16 protein-coding genes and 1 pseudogene are annotated in these 18,637 nt (G+C 49.3%); 11 read left to right on the top strand and 6 right to left on the bottom strand.

Features of this window, described 5'->3' with window-relative positions; genetic code table 11:
• Positions 1–71 precede the first annotated feature (71 nt).
• The 3 genes and pseudogenes from O3C43_13385 to O3C43_13395 form a co-directional block, all read right to left on the bottom strand.
• Positions 72–908, bottom strand: a pseudogene (locus O3C43_13385) (flotillin family protein).
• Between the two features lie 19 nt (positions 909–927).
• Positions 928–1,482: an NfeD family protein gene (locus O3C43_13390; protein ID MDA1067486.1), complete on the bottom strand. Its 555-nt coding sequence runs from the start codon at positions 1,480–1,482 to the stop codon at positions 928–930.
• Between the two features lie 185 nt (positions 1,483–1,667).
• A complete protein-coding gene (locus tag O3C43_13395) occupies positions 1,668–3,782 on the bottom strand; it encodes a hypothetical protein (protein ID MDA1067487.1) in 2,115 nt (704 codons plus the stop codon).
• A 45-nt stretch (positions 3,783–3,827) separates the two neighbouring features.
• On the opposite strand from O3C43_13395, the gene O3C43_13400 reads away from it, so the two are divergent.
• From O3C43_13400 to O3C43_13435, 8 genes are all read left to right on the top strand, one after another.
• Complete coding sequence (locus O3C43_13400) at positions 3,828–4,280, top strand: ester cyclase (GenBank protein MDA1067488.1); 453 nt, start codon at positions 3,828–3,830, stop codon at positions 4,278–4,280.
• A 3-nt stretch (positions 4,281–4,283) separates the two neighbouring features.
• The gene (locus O3C43_13405) at positions 4,284–7,388 is read left to right on the top strand and encodes a DUF1549 domain-containing protein (protein ID MDA1067489.1); all 3,105 of its coding nucleotides are present in this window, start codon (positions 4,284–4,286) and stop codon (positions 7,386–7,388) included.
• Complete coding sequence (locus tag O3C43_13410; GenBank protein MDA1067490.1) at positions 7,385–7,600, top strand: hypothetical protein; 216 nt, start codon at positions 7,385–7,387, stop codon at positions 7,598–7,600. The genes O3C43_13405 and O3C43_13410 overlap by 4 nt, the downstream gene beginning before the upstream one ends.
• Positions 7,601–7,628: 28 nt before the next feature.
• The gene (locus O3C43_13415; GenBank protein ID MDA1067491.1) at positions 7,629–9,125 is read left to right on the top strand and encodes a DUF1501 domain-containing protein; all 1,497 of its coding nucleotides are present in this window, start codon (positions 7,629–7,631) and stop codon (positions 9,123–9,125) included.
• Positions 9,126–9,370: 245 nt separating this feature from the next.
• Positions 9,371–10,741 carry a sulfatase gene (locus O3C43_13420; GenBank protein ID MDA1067492.1) on the top strand — a complete coding sequence of 457 codons (1,371 nt, stop codon included), beginning with the start codon at positions 9,371–9,373 and terminating at the stop codon, positions 10,739–10,741.
• Between the two features lie 227 nt (positions 10,742–10,968).
• Entirely contained in the window at positions 10,969–11,184 is a 216-nt protein-coding gene (locus O3C43_13425) for a hypothetical protein (protein ID MDA1067493.1), read from the top strand.
• Positions 11,185–11,271: 87 nt separating this feature from the next.
• A complete protein-coding gene (locus O3C43_13430) occupies positions 11,272–12,387 on the top strand; it encodes an exo-alpha-sialidase (protein MDA1067494.1) in 1,116 nt (371 codons plus the stop codon).
• Positions 12,384–12,680: a hypothetical protein gene (locus O3C43_13435; protein ID MDA1067495.1), complete on the top strand. Its 297-nt coding sequence runs from the start codon at positions 12,384–12,386 to the stop codon at positions 12,678–12,680. Before O3C43_13430 ends, O3C43_13435 begins: the two co-directional genes overlap by 4 nt.
• Positions 12,681–12,698: 18 nt before the next feature.
• Here the strand turns inward: O3C43_13435 and O3C43_13440 are convergent, their stop codons facing one another.
• A complete protein-coding gene (locus O3C43_13440; GenBank protein MDA1067496.1) occupies positions 12,699–13,442 on the bottom strand; it encodes a ThuA domain-containing protein in 744 nt (247 codons plus the stop codon).
• 134 nt (positions 13,443–13,576) lie between these two features.
• Between O3C43_13440 and O3C43_13445 the strand changes: the two genes are divergently transcribed.
• Positions 13,577–14,095: a hypothetical protein gene (locus tag O3C43_13445; protein ID MDA1067497.1), complete on the top strand. Its 519-nt coding sequence runs from the start codon at positions 13,577–13,579 to the stop codon at positions 14,093–14,095.
• Positions 14,096–14,227: 132 nt separating this feature from the next.
• Here O3C43_13445 and O3C43_13450 read toward each other — a convergent pair whose 3' ends face one another.
• Positions 14,228–16,024 (bottom strand): arylsulfatase, encoded by a 1,797-nt coding sequence (locus O3C43_13450; GenBank protein MDA1067498.1) that lies wholly within the window; start codon positions 16,022–16,024, stop codon positions 14,228–14,230.
• Between the two features lie 60 nt (positions 16,025–16,084).
• On the opposite strand from O3C43_13450, the gene O3C43_13455 reads away from it, so the two are divergent.
• Entirely contained in the window at positions 16,085–16,357 is a 273-nt protein-coding gene (locus tag O3C43_13455) for a hypothetical protein (GenBank protein MDA1067499.1), read from the top strand.
• A 61-nt stretch (positions 16,358–16,418) separates the two neighbouring features.
• Here O3C43_13455 and O3C43_13460 read toward each other — a convergent pair whose 3' ends face one another.
• On the bottom strand, positions 16,419–17,930 hold the full coding sequence (locus O3C43_13460; protein MDA1067500.1) for a Gfo/Idh/MocA family oxidoreductase: 1,512 nt from the start codon (positions 17,928–17,930) through the stop codon (positions 16,419–16,421).
• Between the two features lie 152 nt (positions 17,931–18,082).
• On the opposite strand from O3C43_13460, the gene O3C43_13465 reads away from it, so the two are divergent.
• Complete coding sequence (locus O3C43_13465) at positions 18,083–18,568, top strand: ribonuclease H (GenBank protein MDA1067501.1); 486 nt, start codon at positions 18,083–18,085, stop codon at positions 18,566–18,568.
• The last annotated feature ends 69 nt before the right edge of the window (positions 18,569–18,637 follow it).

Here is an 18,637-nt window from a genome sequence, read left to right on the forward strand (position 1 = left end):
TGACTCATTGTTCTCATTTTATGCATTGTTTAGCACAACATGTCTCCCATTTTTCGGGGCAGGCTCACATTATAGGCTTCCTGCAGTGCCTGGGCGGCCTTTACTTTCTCCGCGGCTGATGCGGCGCGTTCAGCTTCCGCTTCTTTCATCCGTCTTTCCGCGTTTGATTTGGCGATTTCTACGGTCGCCAAGTTTTCTCCTTCGGTGGCTGTTGCATTCGCCTGAGATACTCGTATGCGTTGGTCTCGTTGCGCTTCGGCGGCACCGATGTCGCCATCTCGCTCCGCTTCGGCTACTTTAATTTTCGCCTCGGCTATCGCTTTGGATGCAGCTTCTTGTCCCAATGCATCGATGTAACCCGATGCATCAGTGATGTCCTGTACATTTACATTGATCAGGCGAAGCCCCACTTTCTTTAGCTCGACTTCCACACCCGTCGAAATGTTGGCGATCAACTTATCGCGGTCGGTATTGATTTCCTCGATATCCATGGTGGCGATGACCACGCGCATTTGACCGAAAATGATATCTTTGGCCAACTCCTTGATCTCGCCTAGACCGAGACCAAGCAAGCGCTCAGCCGCGTTTTCCATAATGCCTGGTTCGGTTGAAATACCTACTGTAAAAGTAGAGGGTGTATTGACCCGAATATTTTGTTTCGAAAGGGCACCTTCAAGGCGGATGTCAATGGGCAAGGGAGTCAGGTCCAGGTATTGGTAACCCTGAATGACCGGCCAGATAAAGGCCGCACCTCCATGGTAACAATTGGCTGATTTCCCTCCGGCCACTTTCCCGTAAACGACAAGTAATCTGTCTGAAGGGCACCGCTTATAGCGGGTGGCCAGAGTTATTAGGATTCCCAGGATTAAAAATACTACGGCAGCTGCGCCGACTAATTCTACAGGCATGATCGTTAGGTGGTTTGAATTAAAGTTCTTCTACAATAAATGAGGTTTGATCGAGCATTCCCGTGATTTTCACTTTCTGCCCGGGTTTGATTGCACCGGTTGATTGCTTGCGGGCGCTGGCGGTGGTGAAGCGGTCCTGGATATTTACCTGTATCTGTCCGCCTCCGTCTTCATTGTTACCGGGGATTGTAACGTAAACCGTAGCTGTCTGGCCTATCGCGTTTGAGTAATCCAGATTCCCTTTAGATTGAAGCCGGAGTATCGTCAGTATGAGCTTATAAATGCCAAACATAAGAATGACGCCTGCGACAAAGGCTATTGATACCGTCAGCATCAGTGGCAGTCCCGAGTCCAGTGCCACTGCGCCCGCCCATCCGAATGCCAGGAAAAATGCGGATATGGTCTGCACCGAAAAAATACCGAGTCCCGAGGAGTGGTCGGCATCGGTTGAGGTCACGTCAAAGTCGACTCCCAGTGCGTCGCCGCCAATGCCCAATAAGGTCAAAAGTAGCTGAACTACCGTCACCAACAGTGCGATAATTCCGATGCCATAAAATACCTGCTGAACGAGCAAAAGACTGTTTCACCAATCAATCATTGAAAACGGGGTTGGAGTTTCTGGAGGGATGCGAGAATCGCGAATTGTCGGGATTATGTTTCTGTATTGCCGAGTTTGACAAGTGCAAGCTTGGATTAGGTCGAATATTTATTGGTTCTATCGTCTTAAACCCTTCACCCGGTGTTTTATTCAAAGCTCCTTCAGTCTATCCAAACCGGTTGGGTAAAAGCCCCATTCTTGGCAATATCCCAAACTTCTATCCGCACCCATTTTCGGCCGCTTAGGTTTATCCGTTCATCCATATTCAATTTACCAAATTCTGCTGTTTCAGATAAGTCTATGCGTTCTCGCATAATCCTGCTGCCATCCCCTGAAACAATCTCCAAGTGAGAAAGCGGGTAGGTCCATTCCAGGCTAGCCTGAAAACGAACATTTGAAAGATTTCCTGCTGGGAGCGTTTCACCACTTTCCTTTCCGTCGAAGGAGCAATCTGGAATCAGGACTTCACCGGTAGTCACAAAAAAGCTTCCTGACCGAAGAACATCCAGCACGGGTTGCCAACCGTCATCATAAGTAGGCACGGAATCTAGTTTCATGTAGTTGATGTTCATGGCCCCGAATAACTCGTAATCTTTGAAAATCTTGAAGATGTCGACTTCGCCCATCACGTATTTGGGAGTTCCCCAATTTGCCATATCGTCCAGTAAATCCAGCACGCGCCAGCCAAGGGTGTCTCTGGAATAGTCTGCTGGCATGCCCTTCCACGCGGCGCCGAAGAAACGATCACTTTTAAAGAAAGAGGTATCTTTGTACGCATCGGGAAATCCGGTGGAACCCTTGACGCGTGCATGTGCTGTCCAGGCGAGACCGTTTTCGATTTCCAGGAGTTTTAATACATCCTCCGAGCTACCCACATGGTAGACCGTACCATAGCCATCCAGCTCCTGCACGAACGGTTGACCTTCATTCCGATTGAGAACCCAATTCACCTGCTTGGGGAAAAAGCTAAGCCAATGACCACCAAAGTGAACATTGGGCTCTTCGCCGGGGAGCAGCAAAAAGCCGTCGCCGGATAGTCGGGCACATTCCTCGTGCATGACCTTTAACTGCTCCAGGCGCTCCATAGTTCCCAGTCGGGGGGTCGCTCCTCTGTGAAATTCCGCGAGGTGAACGATATCCACACCCATGCGTTTGAAGACATCGACAAATTCCGGATTCAGCAATCCGTTCGGGATTCCCTCGGTTTTTTGTTCCCCCTGCTTCTCGATGTAATCCAAGGAGTGTTCAACATGATAGTGACTGGAAAAAGTCTTGTAGCCGTCCAGCGGTTTGAAGGTGTCGTTTCTTGTGTAGCTGCGAACCGTATCCAGGTTCTGATGACCTGAGCCTTCTGACAAAAATAGCAGCACTCCTAATTTCTGCTTCGTTCCGGGAGGGGCGTTTACCCAGGGAACGTATCGTCGATCACCAATAGGCGGTTGTCGCACTCCGAAGGAAAACCCGTCGATCATGTCGAGGTATTCGTCGCCTGCCCAGTTGTAACCATAGTTTTCCACAAAATCCAAAGGGTAGAGAAATTGATGCGGAAATGGTGAAATCGCTACGGAACCGCTTGGAGATGACAGCGCGATCGATCGATACCGAGTTTGATAGACGCGGGCGGTTTCCTGTTTCACATCCGCTGATTGTGGATTGCCGAGCGAGTCTATCCAATTGAGGCGGAGTCCGTCTGTCTCGGGTACGCTTAGCCCGACATGATAGAGGAACGCGGTCGCTGGTCTCTGTGTGGACACGCGTGCTTCCATCTGAACGAATGGACTGCCTTTATAAAAAATAAATGCCAAACTTCCCGAAAAGTGAGTGCTTGCTAGCCCATCCAATTCTATGACGGCCCGGCTTTCATTGGACGATACTGAAATAGTTTCTGGCGATAGGAATCCTTTCTCAACGGAGTAAGGGCGTGTGGGCACGCGGTCAAAAAAGATCATCCAGCCATCCGGTCGCTTTTCCAGATCTCGGTCTCCGACCCAGAAGAGGTAGTTGGGGTCAATATTACTCAAAATAGGTTTCCCATCCACGCCTATAGCTTTGATCAAGGGCCCGTTGGCTTTTCCCGGGGTGGGAGTGATCTGTAGGTCGATAAAGGCAGTCCCATCTGAAGTGTCCCAGGCCAGACTCAAACCATTCTTTTGTGTCTCCAGCTCAAAGCCGTCCGATGAGTCGAAATTCTTCCGATCAATTTCAACGGCTTTCAATACGGGAAGAAAAGCGACAAACAGGAATAAAGTGAACCTGATCTTTTTGTGGAGTGTCATGGTTTTGATTGAGGTCTTTTGAATCACCTTGTAGTTAGAATTAAAATGTTACCAGTAGAATCAGTTATTCCTCAAGTACTGCTCGACTATATGGAAGGTCTCAGGACCCACGATGTCGACTTGATTGCGAGCACGCTGGCAGAGGACGTTCGATTTGTAACTCCTGCCAAGACGATGGGCAAGGCGGAGATTCTCGAGTTCCTGACAGCGCTGTACCGCGGATTTCCTGATTGGAGCTATGATCATGATGGACTGAAGCAGTTGACGGACGGAGGTTTTGCCGTGAGATGGAGGCAAGGCGGGACTCATACCGCTTCTTTGGAATTCCCGGGTTTCGCTGGTGTCGCTCCCACAGGTAAAACGGTTGCGATTCCGGAGCACAACTTTTTCTATAAAATTAAAAACAACCTGCTCGTCGAGATTCGCCCTGACCCGATTCCGGGGGGAGCGCCGCGTGGTATTTTTGAACAGATTGGAGTAGAGCTTCCGCCGCTGTAAACTATGGATCGCTGGGTTAGACAAATTCCTTTGTTTATTCTCGGGCTGTTGACAGCGCCCGGAACCGGCTTTGCCGAATTGTCCACGTCTGAGGGCAAGGTATCTCACGCTGAGGCAATGGCCGAAGGGCTGGTTTTGTTTAAAGACCAGGTGCTAGGCATTCTTACGGAAAATTGTTTGGAATGTCACGGCGGCGAAAAGATTGAAAGTGACTTTGATATGTCCACTCGTGAGTTGTTGTTTGCAAGTGGCCTGGTCACTGATTCGTCTGTCGAGAGTGATCTGATCGGCGCTATCACTCATCACTACGAACCGTTCATGCCACATGAACGAGATAAGCTTGATGAGGAATCCATTGCGGCGATCACACGTTGGATAGATCTAGGAGCGCCTTACGACAAACCTTTGTCCGATAGTTCTATCTTAGCGGATAGTGAATCTTTGGTTATTACGGATGAGGATCGCAATTATTGGGCTTATCGAACGCTTTCTAATCCGGATGTTCCCGCTTCAGAAAATGATGAGTGGTCGCGCAACGAAATCGATCGTTTTATTTTCCGGAAACTTGAAGCAAACGGATTGTCACCCAACCCCATGAGTCCTGATCGAAATCTTATTCGACGAGCTTATTTGAATGCAATTGGACTTCCACCAACGCCCGAACAAGTGGATGAATTTGTAAACGATATTCAGCCGATGGCCTACGAGCGAATGATTGATCGCTTATTGGAATCACCACATTACGGAGAACGGTGGGCGCGGCACTGGATGGATATTGCCCGTTTTGCCGAAAGCTCCGGTTTTGAAATCGATTATGACCGGCCTTACGCCTATCATTACCGGGATTTTCTTATCAAAGCTTTCAATCAAAATATGAGCTACTATCAATTCATTCGCTGGCAGGTGGCTGGTGATGAGTTGGCATCAGAAGATCCACTGGCACTCATGGCGACGGGTTTTTTAAATGGAGGTGTCGTTTCCACCGTAGTGACCGAGAAAGAATTCGAATCCTCCCGCTACGATGAGCTGGAAGATATCGTAAACACGATAGGTACCGCAATGTTGGGTACCACAGTAGGTTGCGCACGCTGCCACGATCACAAATACGATCCAATTTCTTCGAAAGATTACTATCAGCTGGCTTCGAATTTTACGCGAACGGTTCGGGCTTACGTAGATCATAACCCTGATGTCAGAGCCAATAAATTAAGTAAATCCCAGTGGACACTTGAAGGTCAAAATTATGCTGCCCAATTAATGCTTTTTGAAGAGGCCGTTTTGGAGAAGCCTTTTCAATCATGGATGCGTTCTGGCGCGTTTCAAATTCCATTGGAACGGTGGTTGGTGTTGAATCCGGACACCTTTGATTCCAGGGAAGGTTCAACGGTTGAAAAATTGTGGGACGACTCCCTGCTTTTGAGTGAAGAAAATCCGGAAATGGATTTCGAAGTTCTTACGGTCGAATCTGAAACCATGGTGCAGGACATGGTTGGACTCCGGATGGAAACCTTAACCCACCCAATCCTGCCAAAAGGGGGTCCGGGACGCGATCACGAAGGAGGATTTACCATACGAGAACTGGCTGTCCAAATTAAGGATCTGGGGTCGTCAAATGCCCAGTGGAAGAGGGTCGATCTTAAATCGGCCGAAGCCACTTCTCAAGAGAATGACGATTCCTTGGGTGCTGCTGCAGCCATCAACCAAGTTACCCAAGGCTGGTCGATTGACTTCGAGGGATTTGGCAAGGACCAGGCATTGGTCATTCGGTTTGCCAAGCCAGTGGGATACACAGGCGGAACAAGGATCAAGATAACCGTTACTTCTGGATTCAATATTCAACAAATGGTTGGACGACCCCGTTTTTCGATTACGCAGGATCACAAGGCGGCTGTTGAGAATTCGGAAGGTATACCTGTTCTTGCCTACGAAAGTTTATTAAAATTACTCGTCGGAATAAATCCGGATCTGCTCAGGAACAATGAAACCGAAGCCTTGCGGAGTTGGTATGGGCGCACTCATCCCGAATGGGTGGCTCGGAAGGAAAAGTTAATGCAACATATTCTGGATCAACCAAAATTGAATGGGACGCGGATTCTTGCAGCATCAGATTCTCTTCCTCCCATTTGGCATGCCAGTGTTGGCCGAGGTTATCCCTCTTTCTATGAAAATACTCACTACCTTGAGCGTGGTGATGTGACACAAAAAGTCGAAATCGCTACTCCGGGGTTTCCTCAGGTGCTCGTTCGAGATCAGAAGCATTTTGAAAGCGAAATTAAAACTTCGAATCCTCGTAGCGAGTTGGCGGCATGGTTGACTAATACAGAAAGTGGAGCCGGAAGTTTACTGGCGCGTGTATTCGTTAATCGGATTTGGCATTATCACTTTGGACGAGGTCTGGTGGCAACGCCCAGCGATTTTGGCAAACAAGGTGGAGATCCATCGCATCCAGAGCTTCTTGAGTGGTTGGCTCACGATTTTGTTGAACATGGTTGGGATGTGAAACGTTTGCAGAAACAGATTATGACCAGTGCTGTTTATCGGCAAACGTCCGCTGTCGATCCTTCCAAAGCACAGGCCGATGTTGAGAATACCTTACTGTGGAGATTTCCCGGAAGGCGCGTTGAAGCGGAGGTCATTCGGGATTCTTTGCTTCAGGTGTCAGGATTGCTCGATAGAACTCAATTTGGTCCCGGTACGCGAGATCCTGATATGCTCCGACGCAGCATCTATTTTTTTATTAAACGAGCTGCGCTCATTCCGGAAATGACGCTATTCGATTGGCCGGAGCATTTGGTGGGGATTGGACAACGAGCCAGCACAACCATCGCACCTCAAGCGCTAGAATTTTTAAACGGCACTCAAACGCGCAGATTTGCCGAAGGACTGGCCAAGCGTTTATCCAAAGACGAAGGTGTGGAGGCTCAAATTAAACTGGCCTATCAAATCGTCCTGAATCGATTTCCAAAGCAGGAAGAGATCACGATGGGCATTGAGTTTTTGCAAACACAACAAGCTGTGTACCGAGATCAAGGGTTCGACGAAAACAAGGCTCTGATTGATTACTGCCAATCCTTGCTCAGCCTCAATGAATTTTTGTATATACGATGAGTGCCGTTTCTGGACATTTTGCAGGAGCAAATGTTGTTCGCTTCGCTGTCGCCTGGTGGCTCGGTATATTCGCGACTCACCTGGGAACGCCAAGCCCCAGCTTGGCACTATTCCTGCGAATCGCGAATAAATTTACTCCTGCCTTTTTAGTATCGATGCGCAATGTAGGAGCTAGCTTGCTCGCGAATTCTTCGAAGAACGCAATAAAGTAAGATGAAGAGTAAGAGGACCATAATTTAAATGAACCCAAACAATCCATACGGCCACTGCGGCCCCGAGCATCACGACGATCCGATGTCGATGACACGGCGGGAGATGTTGAAGCGGTGTGGTATGGGCTTGGGCATGATTGGGCTTACGAGCTTGCTTCAGCAACAGGGATTACTCGCTGCCGCAAATCCACTTGGCGGAAATGCGTTGAGCCCGTTGGCTCCGAAAGTTCCGCATTTTGCTCCACGGGCGAAACGGGTTATCTGGTTGTTTATTAATGGTGGTCCCAGTCAAATGGATACCTGGGAGTATAAACCTACATTGGAAAAGTATCACGGAAAAGACCTGGACGGTTTCGATAAGTTTACCGGTTTCTTTTCCAAAGAAGTTGGTTCCATTTTACAGTCACCCTTCAAGTTCTCTCCAAGAGGCCAATCCGGAAAAATGGTTTCGGAGATATTTCCTTACCTGGGCGAGCATGTGGATAAAATGGCTTTTATCCACTCGCTCTACTCGGAGTCGAATAATCATTCTCCGGCTTTGTTCATGATGAATAGCGGATTGCCTCGGACAGGATTTCCCTGCCTTGGAAGCTGGGTTACCTATGGACTGGGGAGCGAAAGCAACGATCTCCCAGGTTTTGTGGTAATGTCAGACCCCCAAGAGCGTGGAGTTCCCAAGGGAGGTAGGACGAATTGGAGTTCCGGTTTTTTGCCGAGTGTTTATCAAGGCACCTTACTGCGCCAAAAAGGAGATCCCATTTTAAATTTGAAACGACTGGATGCTCTCTCGGACAATCAGCAACGGGCACAGTTGGACCTGATTAACCAACTCAATCGCTATGACTTGGAGCAGCAATCTTCAGATGCCGAGCTAGCCGCACGCATCGAAACCTTCGAGCTGGCCTACCGGATGCAAACGGCGGCGCCGGAAGCGTTTGATGTAGACCAGGAAGCTTCGCATACCAAAGAGTTGTATGGTCTCGATGATGCTCAGTGCTCGCATTTCGGTCGCCAGTGTTTGATGGGCCGTCGCTTGCTTGAACGAGGCACGCGTTTTGTGCAAATCTACTCCGGCGGCACGGCAAACCAGCGGGCCTGGGACGGGCACATTGATATCCAGGGCAATCACAGCCAATTCGCAGGAGAGACGGATAAACCCATTGCAGGCCTATTAACCGATCTTGAGCAGCGAGGTTTGTTGGACGATACCTTGGTAATCTGGGGCGGTGAGTTTGGTCGTTTGCCAGTTGCGCAAATCGGCACCCTAAAACCGGGCCGCGATCACAATCCACATGCCATGACCGTTTGGATGGCTGGTGGAGGAATTAAAGGAGGTGTCTCCTACGGCGAGTCCGACGAACTCGGTCACAAAGTAGCCAAGGATCCGGTCCATATTAACGATCTTCACGCCACTATTCTCCACCTACTTGGAATGGATCACGAGAAGCTGACCTACAAATACAACGGCCGTCGGTTCCGGCTCACCGATGTGGCGGGCAAGGTGATCCAGGAGATTATTGCTTGAGGAAAAGGTAGGGCTCCCAAACAACGTGACACATCTACCAGCAAAGCGCCGAATAACATTGCGTCCTCGCAATGCCTCATTTGGGTAGGGCGATGTCGCCGACAGCGCCGGACGGAAACTGCTATTTTCCTGGGAACGCCAATCCCCAGCTTGCATTTAAAGACTCGGATCGCGGCGTAATGCTACTCCTGCAGTTGCGCTTGCGAGACTGCTTTTTCTTCGGATCTAATAAGAAAAAATACTCTATGAAAAATTTCCTTCTTTCACCTCTGTTCTTCATCGTCGCTTACTTGTTAAATGCTCAGGACAAGCCAAACGTCGTATTCATTCTCGCAGACGATATGGGCTATGGCGATGTCGCTGCCTACGGTTGCAGAGATATTGAAACGGCCAACCTCGATCGATTAGCCGCATCCGGTGTTCGTTTCACCAGTGGATATTCATCCCATCCTTATTGTAGCCCGATGCGGGCCGCCTTGATGGCAGGACGTTATCAACATCGGTTTGGTTACGAACGGAACATCGCCTATGATCAGCACAATATGGTTATGGGTTTACCGATAACCGAGAAGACGGTTGCTGCCAGAATGCAGGATGCGGGTTATGCAACGGGTGCCGTTGGGAAATGGCATCTAGGGGCCGCGGAGCCATTTCAGCCGAATAACCGGGGCTTTGATTTCTGGTTCGGATTCCGAGGTGGTGGTCATCAATACTTTGCCGTGGATTTGAATATCAAACTTCACGAAAATTATTTCGCTCCACTTGAGCTCAATGGTCAGCCGAAAGGTCTGGATGGTTATTTAACCACGACACTCACCGATGGAGCGATTGGTTTTATAAAAGAAAACAAGGATAAACCATTTTTTCTCTATCTGGCTTACAATGCGCCACACGGTCCTTTGCAAGCCCCGGAGGTTTACAAACAAAAGTACTCACACATCAAAGACACCAAACGCCGCACCTACGCTGCCATGGTTCATGCACTGGACGATGAAGTGGGTCGAGTGATCAAGACGCTCGAGGATTTAAATTTGCGAAAAAACACCATCGTATGTTTCATGAGTGACAACGGTGGCCCTGAGCAGGCCAACTCCTCGGACAATGGTCCGTTGCGTGGGGGAAAAGGCGAAGTCTATGAAGGCGGAATTCGAGTCCCTTTCATGGTTTCCTGGCCAGGCAAGATAGAGGCGGGTCAGACAAACGATCACTCCGTTATGTCCATCGATCTTATGCGAACGGCTCTGGTACTGGGTGGCGCAGCTATTGAAGAGAAACTGGAAGGTGTAAATTTACTTCCTTATGTCACGGGCAAGAAATCGGGACCACCCAACGAAGCGCTTTTCTGGCGTATGGAAAATGGAATCGATTACGCGGTTCGCAGTGGCCCGTGGAAACTTACCAAGGCGCGAGACCAGGCCGGAATACAACTTTACAATGTTGCCCAAGATATCGGCGAAACCAACAACCTCGCTTCCTCCAATCCCGAAGTACTTGGCCGTCTGATAAAACTCTACGAAGACTGGAATGCCAAAAACATACCGCCCTTCTTTCCCGGTTATCGCGAGTATCACGAACTACTGGGCGAATTCCACCAATCCATCTCCGCGCCGCATTAATCGGCTTGGTCGATGTCGTCGACAACGCCTTTCGCAGAAGGGAGTTTATCCCCTGGCCTTATACACGATTTTATCATGGTCCATAAATGCAATACTATGATTTTGTTCTTCATAATTCTGTCTTTTTTCTTAACAGAATAATGGGTACAGAATCATATTTGTTTAGAACCCTTTGAAGGAGTGGCCGGACTGATGTTCGCTTTACGGTCTCGCTACTCTTTTGAGCCGTGAAAACGGGCGTGGCACAAACCAAATATGTTGGAGAGGAGCTTGCTCCCGATAACGAAACTTTTCTGATTCACGAATCAGGATCTTGGCGGCATCGCGAGGACGCGATTGCCCTACCATTTATGGATATTGAAGGCAGTAATCGTAATGACAAATACTCAAGGTCCGCGAATCAAGAATTGCGTTCACAAAACTCAGGTTGCCTGGAAAAATAAATTGCTTCCCTGGCGAGTCGTACTAAGCTTTGTTTTCCGTTTCGAAATCGGATTAATCTCCCCATCAATCTTATATAGGAGAATAGTATGAGTTCAGTCAGAGTTTTAGTCGGTACAAAAAAAGGTGCCTTTGTTTTAAGCTCTGATGAAGCACGGAAGGACTGGAAGGTGGCTGGGCCCTTTTTCGGTGGTTGGGAAATCTTTCACGTCAAAGGATCGCCTGTGGACCCGAACCGCATCTACGCGTCCCAGTGTTCCGATTGGTTTGGTCAAATGATTCAGCGCTCCAATGATGGTGGCGAAACCTGGGAACCGGTTGGCAAGGCCTTCGACTACGTAGGAGAACTGGGAACTCATCAATGGTACGATGGCTCACTTAAGACTTGGCAGTTCAAGAAGGTCTGGCATCTCGAACCCTCGCTGACAGATCCGGATACGGTGTTAGCCGGTGTCGAAGATGCAGCTATCTTTAAAACCACCGATGGAGGAAACAGCTGGCTGGAACTCCCGGGATTGCGCCAGCATGGGACAGGTCCTCTCTGGCAGCCGGGAGCGGGTGGTATGTGTCTTCACACCATCATTCAGGATCCTTTAAACCCGGATCGCATTTTCATTGCCATCTCCGCAGCTGGAGCGTTCAGGTCCGACGACGCTGGGGTGAGCTGGAAGCCGATCAATCAAGGTTTGCATTCCGAATACATTCCAAACCCGACAGCAGAAGTAGGCCATTGTGTGCATCGGATCGCGCAACATCCTGCTCGTCCTGATGTGATCTTTATGCAGAAACATTGGGATGTCATGCGCAGTGATGATGCCGGAGAGAACTGGCATGAGATCAGTGGAAACTTGCCGAGTGATTTTGGGTTTCCCATTGAGGTCCACGCTCACGAGCCAGATACGGTTTACGTCATTCCTATCAAGAGCGACTCGGAGCATTTCCCGCCCGAAGGAAAATTACGCGTCTACCGAAGTCGTATGGGTGGCAATGAATGGGAGCCTTTGATCAATGGTCTTCCTCAGGATAGCTGTTATGTGAATGTCCTTCGCGATGCGACCGCCGTCGATTCTTTCGATTCCTGCGGCATCTATTTCGGAACTACTGGTGGACAAGTCTACTGCTCATCTGATTCCGGGGACAACTGGATTCCCATCGTTAGAGATTTGCCTGCCGTGTATTCGGTGGAAGTTCAAACGCTCCCATGATCCGAGTTATTATTCCATTTCACCTTCAGGCTTTGGCTTCTGTTGGATGGGAGGTGGAGCTCGATGTTGAAGACCCGATTACTCAAACGTCGGTTCTAGATGAGCTGGAATCGCAGTATCCTGTTTTGAAAGGAACCATTCGGGATTCTATTAGCAAACAGCGCAGACCTCTTCTGCGGTTTTTTGCCTGTGATCAGGATCTCACTCATGTGCCGGAGGATGCAATTTTACCTAAGCCGGTTATCAATGGAACCCAACCGTTAATTATTCTTGGAGCCATTGCTGGCGGATAAATCGAAACGGAAAAGTTCCTACTTCTGCTGCCCGACCGCCCAGACCATTCCGCCGTAAATATGCTGGAGGAAAGCTTCATCCTTATAGGATTCGGCGATGTGCCCGATCGCCGTGTAAAATACGCGCGCCCCTTCAAACTCATGATACCAGGCGATCGGGTGGTAGTCGCCCATCGCATTTTCTTTGCTGGGTGTGTAGGTTTTCTCATCCACCGTGAGGACTACGTTCAAACTAGCTGGCAGTGGTGCTTCGAACTCATACCATTCGTCTGTCCAGAGCCACTTGTCTGGCAGGTGCATGCAGCCTGGGAAATCTTTGTCTACTACAGACATGACTCCCGTTTGCTTCACCGGATGTTTGACGAACAATCGACCCATCAGCTCGTTCCACCACAACCAATGTTTGGGTTCATTGCGCGTGGCGGATGCCCCATGAACACCGACAATCGCACCGCCGTTGTGAATATACGCCTGAAATTCTTCGCGCTTTTTCTCATTCAGTTCACAGGCATTCGCACTTATAAATACGATGACATCAAAGTCCGCGAATGTTTGCTGAGCGAATTGTTTTTCGGTATCTACAAAGGTGAGAGAGAAGAAGTGTTTATCCGCCAATGCTTCAAACGACTCCCTAGCAACCGGCACGCATGGGTAGTGCCAAGTGTCGTGTGCGTCGGCAAAGACGAGTGCTTTGAATTGTGCGGCCTGGAGCTGGGATAACGAAAGGAACGAAAAGGTGAGAATCAGCGTAAGGCTTTTCATAAGTGCTTAAAGTTTTCCTAAGGATTATGGAGAGTCGAAGTTATTTATGCGAAATAAATGGATTCAGTGCTACTCCTTAAATTTCCACTCATCCTATTGACCTTGTTCAATAGTTTATTCAGCCTTGGTGCGATATGAAGTATCTCCTTCCTTCTTTCACAATTAGCCCAATTCTTATTCTGGTCGTGAGTCTTCTAAGCTCCGGACTTGGCGTGTCTGCGCAGAGCGGAGGTGAATATTCCGTCCACAAAGATTTGGTTTATTCGAAAACAGATCGAGAGCTGACGTTGGACCTGTTGGTACCTCAAGGATCAGAGAAACCGGTTCCCTGTGTGATAGTCATTCAGGGCGGTGGATTCAGGCCACAAAATGGACAGAGGTTTAAGCCGTCTGCTATCTACCTGGCTGAACACGGTTATGCCGCGGCTTTGATTTCTTACCGAGGGAGTCCGGATCACCATTATATGGATACCATAGCAGATACCAAAACGGGGAATGGATTGGTCCTTCGTTTAAGTCAAAGAATCGGCATTGGCAAAGAGCCTCTGCAATTAATCACATCGACAAAAATGATCCAGCTATGCTTTTTCTTCATTGTAAGGACGATTCGACGGTCCCTTGGTTACAATCTCAGGAAATGCACGAAAAGATGAAGGCCGCCGGAATCGAATCTTCAACTGTATATTATGAAACGGGTGGCCATGGATACAAAGACTTGGGTGAAAAACCAAAGGCTGAAATGGTCCGATTTTTCCAGAAACATCTTTGAGGAGGGTGATCCGTCTTCAGGGCAATCGCTCCACTTCGACATAGTAAGCTCCGCGCGAACGCCCATTGTCGTCATAAAACCAGGTCTGCATGCGGGCGCTTCCTTTGGGTAATTTGATAACCATTTCCACCACTTTCGCATCGGGTGGAATGACGATTTCTTTTTCAATATTGCCGACTTGGATCTTCGCCCGAGTGGCCAACAGTTTTGCTGCCTCAACCGGATGCCAGGATGTTTCTGGAGGCTCCAGGTAATCGGCATGTTCGTTGATGGCCAATCCGCTTTCCTCCGGCCAGCGTCGCAAGCGAAACGCATAACGGCCTGCTTGTTCCACGCTTACCCGCCACCATCCGTTCTGCAAAGGTCCCGATACCACATGCGTATGCGCCCAGGGCATGTCTCGCTGCTCACCGCTTTCGTTGTTCCAGTAATAGGATGTAAGGAGCGTTGGATTTTCGCTTTTGGATCCAAGAAGCAATTCACAATCACGGCTGTGATTCTCTGATGCATCTTCCCACCAGCGATTGTAGTCCTGGGTAAGTGTGCGAACGATATCCGGTTGATTTTCTGCGAGGTTGTTCTCCTGTCCCGGATCGGAAATAATATCGTAGAGTTCCATTTCATTGACGAGTCGCCAGCGTTCGGTCATTACCGCCGTGCGTGACCATTTGGTCGGTGTTTCGTTTGTAAGTTGTAGGTCGCTAACAATGGTTCGCTCCGGCCATTCATTCCCTGATTGATTGAGCAAGGGGACAAGGCTTCGACCATCCAGTTTCACACCGGCAGGATTAGCGATGTTACAAAGTTCAGTAAGAGTTGGCATTAGGTCGTAATGAGTGGTTAGGGTGTCGACATCGCGTCCACCTCCGATTCCTCCGTCAGGCCATCGTATGAAACAGGGAACCCGATGACCACCCTCGTAGGGCGAACCTTTTTTCCCGCGCATGCCTGCATTGAATCCAACGACCCCACTTTCTGGGTACATGATGCCGCGGGAGGTTCCGTTGTCCGTCATGAAAATCAGGATGGTGTTCTCGCGAATACCCAGGTCGGTCAGTGCTTGGTCGAGTCGGCCAATCGCTTCGTCTATTGCAGCAATCATGCCATAGAAATTTTCCTCCGGCACTTCGGTCGGTCGATTGCGGTATGGCTCTGTATATTTTTCTGGCACCTGGAAAGGACTGTGTGGAGCGTTCAATGGCAAATAGACGAACTTGGGTTCATCCTGTTTTTCAGCCAGAAATTCGATAGCGTGGTCTATCCAGACATCGGTGCAGTAACCATTCTGTTTTTCCCAGGTTCCGTTATGCAGGTAGTGGTCGTCGAAGTAATCGTTTAACCACCAATCGGGAACATGGCCGACCACGCCACCCCCGTGAGTCAGAACCTCATCGAATCCCTGATCCTGGGGACGATAGGGAAAATTGTCACCGCCATGCCATTTCCCGAACAGTGCGGTACGATACCCTCCGGCTTTAAAAACTTCCCCGAGGGTTACCTCATCCGGATGCAGTAGGCAACGTCCCATCACTACGTGCCAGAGCCCTGTTCGCTGGGCAGTCCTGCCTGTCATTAGGGCCGCTCGCGTGGGAGCACAGCCTGAATTGACATGAAAATCGGTGAAACGGACACTCTCCCCATGGAGCTGATCAATATTCGGAGTTCGCAGGACGGGATTGCCATGACAGGACAGATCTCCGTATCCCTGATCATCCGTCATGATAAGGACCACGTTTGGTTTTTGTTCAGCGAAAACGGATCCAGCGGGCCAGAGCATTGCAAGTGTAAGGCTGATAATCCGAAAAGATCTCATGATTAAATCCAGCCGGTTGATAGGCTTCCTGTCAATTGAGTCCTATTGGCCATTCTTTTCATGCAAGCTTGTCATCTACAGGATTCCTGGACTTCGAAACCAGAACTGGAATGGTCGGTGGTGCAAATCGTTCAGACGCTCGAACATGCGGGTGTTCTCGAAAACGCGATCGTTGGATTCACAAGCGATAATGATCCATGGACAAAGCATGTCTTCTACTTTCGTCAAGCGACCGCTTATGGAAGCGGCGACTATAAAAAACATTTTCTGAGGGAGCGTAACCGGGCGTATGAGCAAGCAAACGTTGCGATCGAGAATTTGAAGCGCTTATGAATTGCGGTGGCTCTCCTAGCCTTAGGAGATTCTCATGACAATTACCGTCTAGCGTGATCGGCTACACCTTTTTCGCTGAAGGAACTTCGAAGCCCTTCCGGTTCTCGTCTTGCAGCAATGCATTGGCTTTTCTTGCAAACGCACCGGTGTGACGTTCCTTCTTTGGATCGAACGTGAGCCATGGACCCACGATATATTCGGTTCCATCCTGAGGCAATCCTACACCTGTTTCCATGACCGCGTGGAGGGTCGAAAAATGGTCGTAGGCGTCGGAATTGTCACCAAAGCGTCCGGCCTTTTTGTTAAAGGGTACGCTTTTGCCGAGGCGGTAAGAATTGTTCATGAGGTGACCCATTACGCAGGCGTTGTGTGCTTCCACCACGTTGCCATTGGCCATCTCGGGTTTGCCGGCACGGCACGCCGCGATAAAAGCTCCCCAGTTGCCGCCAGGTGTCACATGTCCGTCGGGCAAGTCCAAAGGCTCGCCTTCTGTGCTTCCTTTGGCATAGTACAGGTCGCGAATAATCCGGCCACCGTCTTCAAAGTAATATTCATTTTCAACCTGCCGTTCGTAGCCTTCGTAGTTCACATTGCGCACATTGAAAAACACCTGCTGTCCATTGGGATATTCGGCAATGGCAAACATCGTATTCGGTGTTTCACCCTGATCTTGCCATTGGAATCGTCCACCCAATGCCATCACTCTAACCGGATGCGTTTGATCTTTATCCAGTGCCCAACGAGCCACATCCAATTGGTGGGTTCCCTGGTTGTTCATGTCACCATTCCCCGTTGGCCAAAACCAGTGCCAATTATAATGCACATAGTTGGCATGGTAGTCGTCCAGCTGTGCGGGACCACGCCAGAGGTTCCAGTCCAGGTTCTTGGGAGCGGCACCTGTCGTTTGGAATCCGATGCCATCGCGTGGTTTGCAGCAATAACCGTATGAAATTTTCAATTTCCCAAACTTGTCGGCTTGAATCGCTTCGTGAAGGCCCGCGATGGATGCCTCACTCCGACGCTGAGTTCCGTGCTGGATTACGACACCGTATTTTTCCTGGGCTGCAACGGCCACTCGGCCCTCGGCAACATCGTGACTCATAGGCTTTTCCACGTATACATGTTTGCCGGCTTGCGCCGCCCAAATGGTGATAAGTGTATGCCAATGGTTGGGAGTAGCGACCGAAACTGCGTCCAGGTTGGGATCCTCCAATGCCTTCCGCACATCCGATAGGCCTTTGCAATTGAAGGTACCGGTTACCCGCTTTTTCAGATCAGCCATTTTTTCGGCCAGCACATCGGCATCCGGATCAACCAGGTAAGCAATCTCAACATTGTCTTGCTCCAACCAGCCGGATACATGGCTTTTCCCCCGTCCATGTAGACCGACCACAGCAATGCGGAGTCTGTCATTTGCGCCCAGGACGGCCTGGGATGCTCGTGTCCCACAGATAAGAAGCGAGGACCCAATAGCGGTTTGTTTTAAAAATTGTCTACGATTTGTTGCGAACATGGTGGTTTTTATCAGGGTAAATGATTCAATACTCAGGGTGTGTTTTCCTGACTCTGGCACTGTCAGGCCAGCGGTTCAACTCGTAAAATCGTTTTGGCGAATTTATCCTGTCGCCTTCTCAAATAACACGGAAGAGTCTCTTTCTGTTTCCTTTGTTTGAGACTTTGAGTCAGATCCATCCGGTATGGAACTGCTAAATATTATGATGCTGAATGAGTGAGTTGTTACTATTTACGGATGGAAGTGTGAATGTGCAAGCCGGGGTCGGTTTCGGCGCTTATCTGGTCGTGATGGATCGAGGGCTTTCTTTGGATTCCCACCGGCGGAATGTCAGAATGAAACAATTTCACCCAACCTCTTCAACAAAGCTGGAATTGCAGACTTTGTTGTGGGCGTTGTCCGAAGTGCGAGAGCTCGGGAAAAAGATTTTGGTGCATACCGACTCTCAGAATATCCTGGGTTTATTACGAAGACGGGATCGCCTTGAAAAGAATGCATTTCTTTCCAGCGCAGGTAGGCCGCTCAACAACTCCGAATTGTACAAAGAGTTCTATAAGCTAATCGATCAATTGAACTGTGAGTTTATTAAAGTAAAAGGCCACAAAGTTTCCAAGGATAAGGATGAAATCGATGAGCTCTTTACCTTGGTGGATCGAGCTTCGAGGGATGCGCTTCGTTCTCACAAATCTGAGGCCTGACAGCATTTCTAAGAGCAGAGGTATTCGCTCGATCTTCCATTTTCCTGGACTTCCGTAATCGGACGTTGC

The organism is Verrucomicrobiota bacterium (assembly GCA_027622555.1).
Classification (GTDB): Bacteria; Verrucomicrobiota; Verrucomicrobiia; order Opitutales; family UBA2995; genus UBA2995.

What these genes read in the sequence shown, in the direction of transcription:
- O3C43_13400 (MDA1067488.1), top strand. Translation starts at nt 3,828, where the DNA reads ATGTTACCAGTAGAATCAGTTATTCCTCAAGTACTGCTCGACTATATG.
- O3C43_13420 (MDA1067492.1), top strand. Translation starts at nt 9,371, where the DNA reads ATGAAAAATTTCCTTCTTTCACCTCTGTTCTTCATCGTCGCTTACTTG.
- O3C43_13435 (MDA1067495.1), top strand. Translation starts at nt 12,384, where the DNA reads ATGATCCGAGTTATTATTCCATTTCACCTTCAGGCTTTGGCTTCTGTT.
- O3C43_13450 (MDA1067498.1), bottom strand. Translation starts at nt 16,024, where the DNA reads ATGAGATCTTTTCGGATTATCAGCCTTACACTTGCAATGCTCTGGCCC.
- O3C43_13415 (MDA1067491.1), top strand. Translation starts at nt 7,629, where the DNA reads ATGAACCCAAACAATCCATACGGCCACTGCGGCCCCGAGCATCACGAC.
- O3C43_13455 (MDA1067499.1), top strand. Translation starts at nt 16,085, where the DNA reads ATGCAAGCTTGTCATCTACAGGATTCCTGGACTTCGAAACCAGAACTG.
- O3C43_13430 (MDA1067494.1), top strand. Translation starts at nt 11,272, where the DNA reads ATGAGTTCAGTCAGAGTTTTAGTCGGTACAAAAAAAGGTGCCTTTGTT.
- O3C43_13410 (MDA1067490.1), top strand. Translation starts at nt 7,385, where the DNA reads ATGAGTGCCGTTTCTGGACATTTTGCAGGAGCAAATGTTGTTCGCTTC.
- O3C43_13445 (MDA1067497.1), top strand. Translation starts at nt 13,577, where the DNA reads ATGAAGTATCTCCTTCCTTCTTTCACAATTAGCCCAATTCTTATTCTG.
- O3C43_13405 (MDA1067489.1), top strand. Translation starts at nt 4,284, where the DNA reads ATGGATCGCTGGGTTAGACAAATTCCTTTGTTTATTCTCGGGCTGTTG.
- O3C43_13395 (MDA1067487.1), bottom strand. Translation starts at nt 3,782, where the DNA reads ATGACACTCCACAAAAAGATCAGGTTCACTTTATTCCTGTTTGTCGCT.
- O3C43_13440 (MDA1067496.1), bottom strand. Translation starts at nt 13,442, where the DNA reads ATGAAAAGCCTTACGCTGATTCTCACCTTTTCGTTCCTTTCGTTATCC.
- O3C43_13465 (MDA1067501.1), top strand. Translation starts at nt 18,083, where the DNA reads ATGAGTGAGTTGTTACTATTTACGGATGGAAGTGTGAATGTGCAAGCC.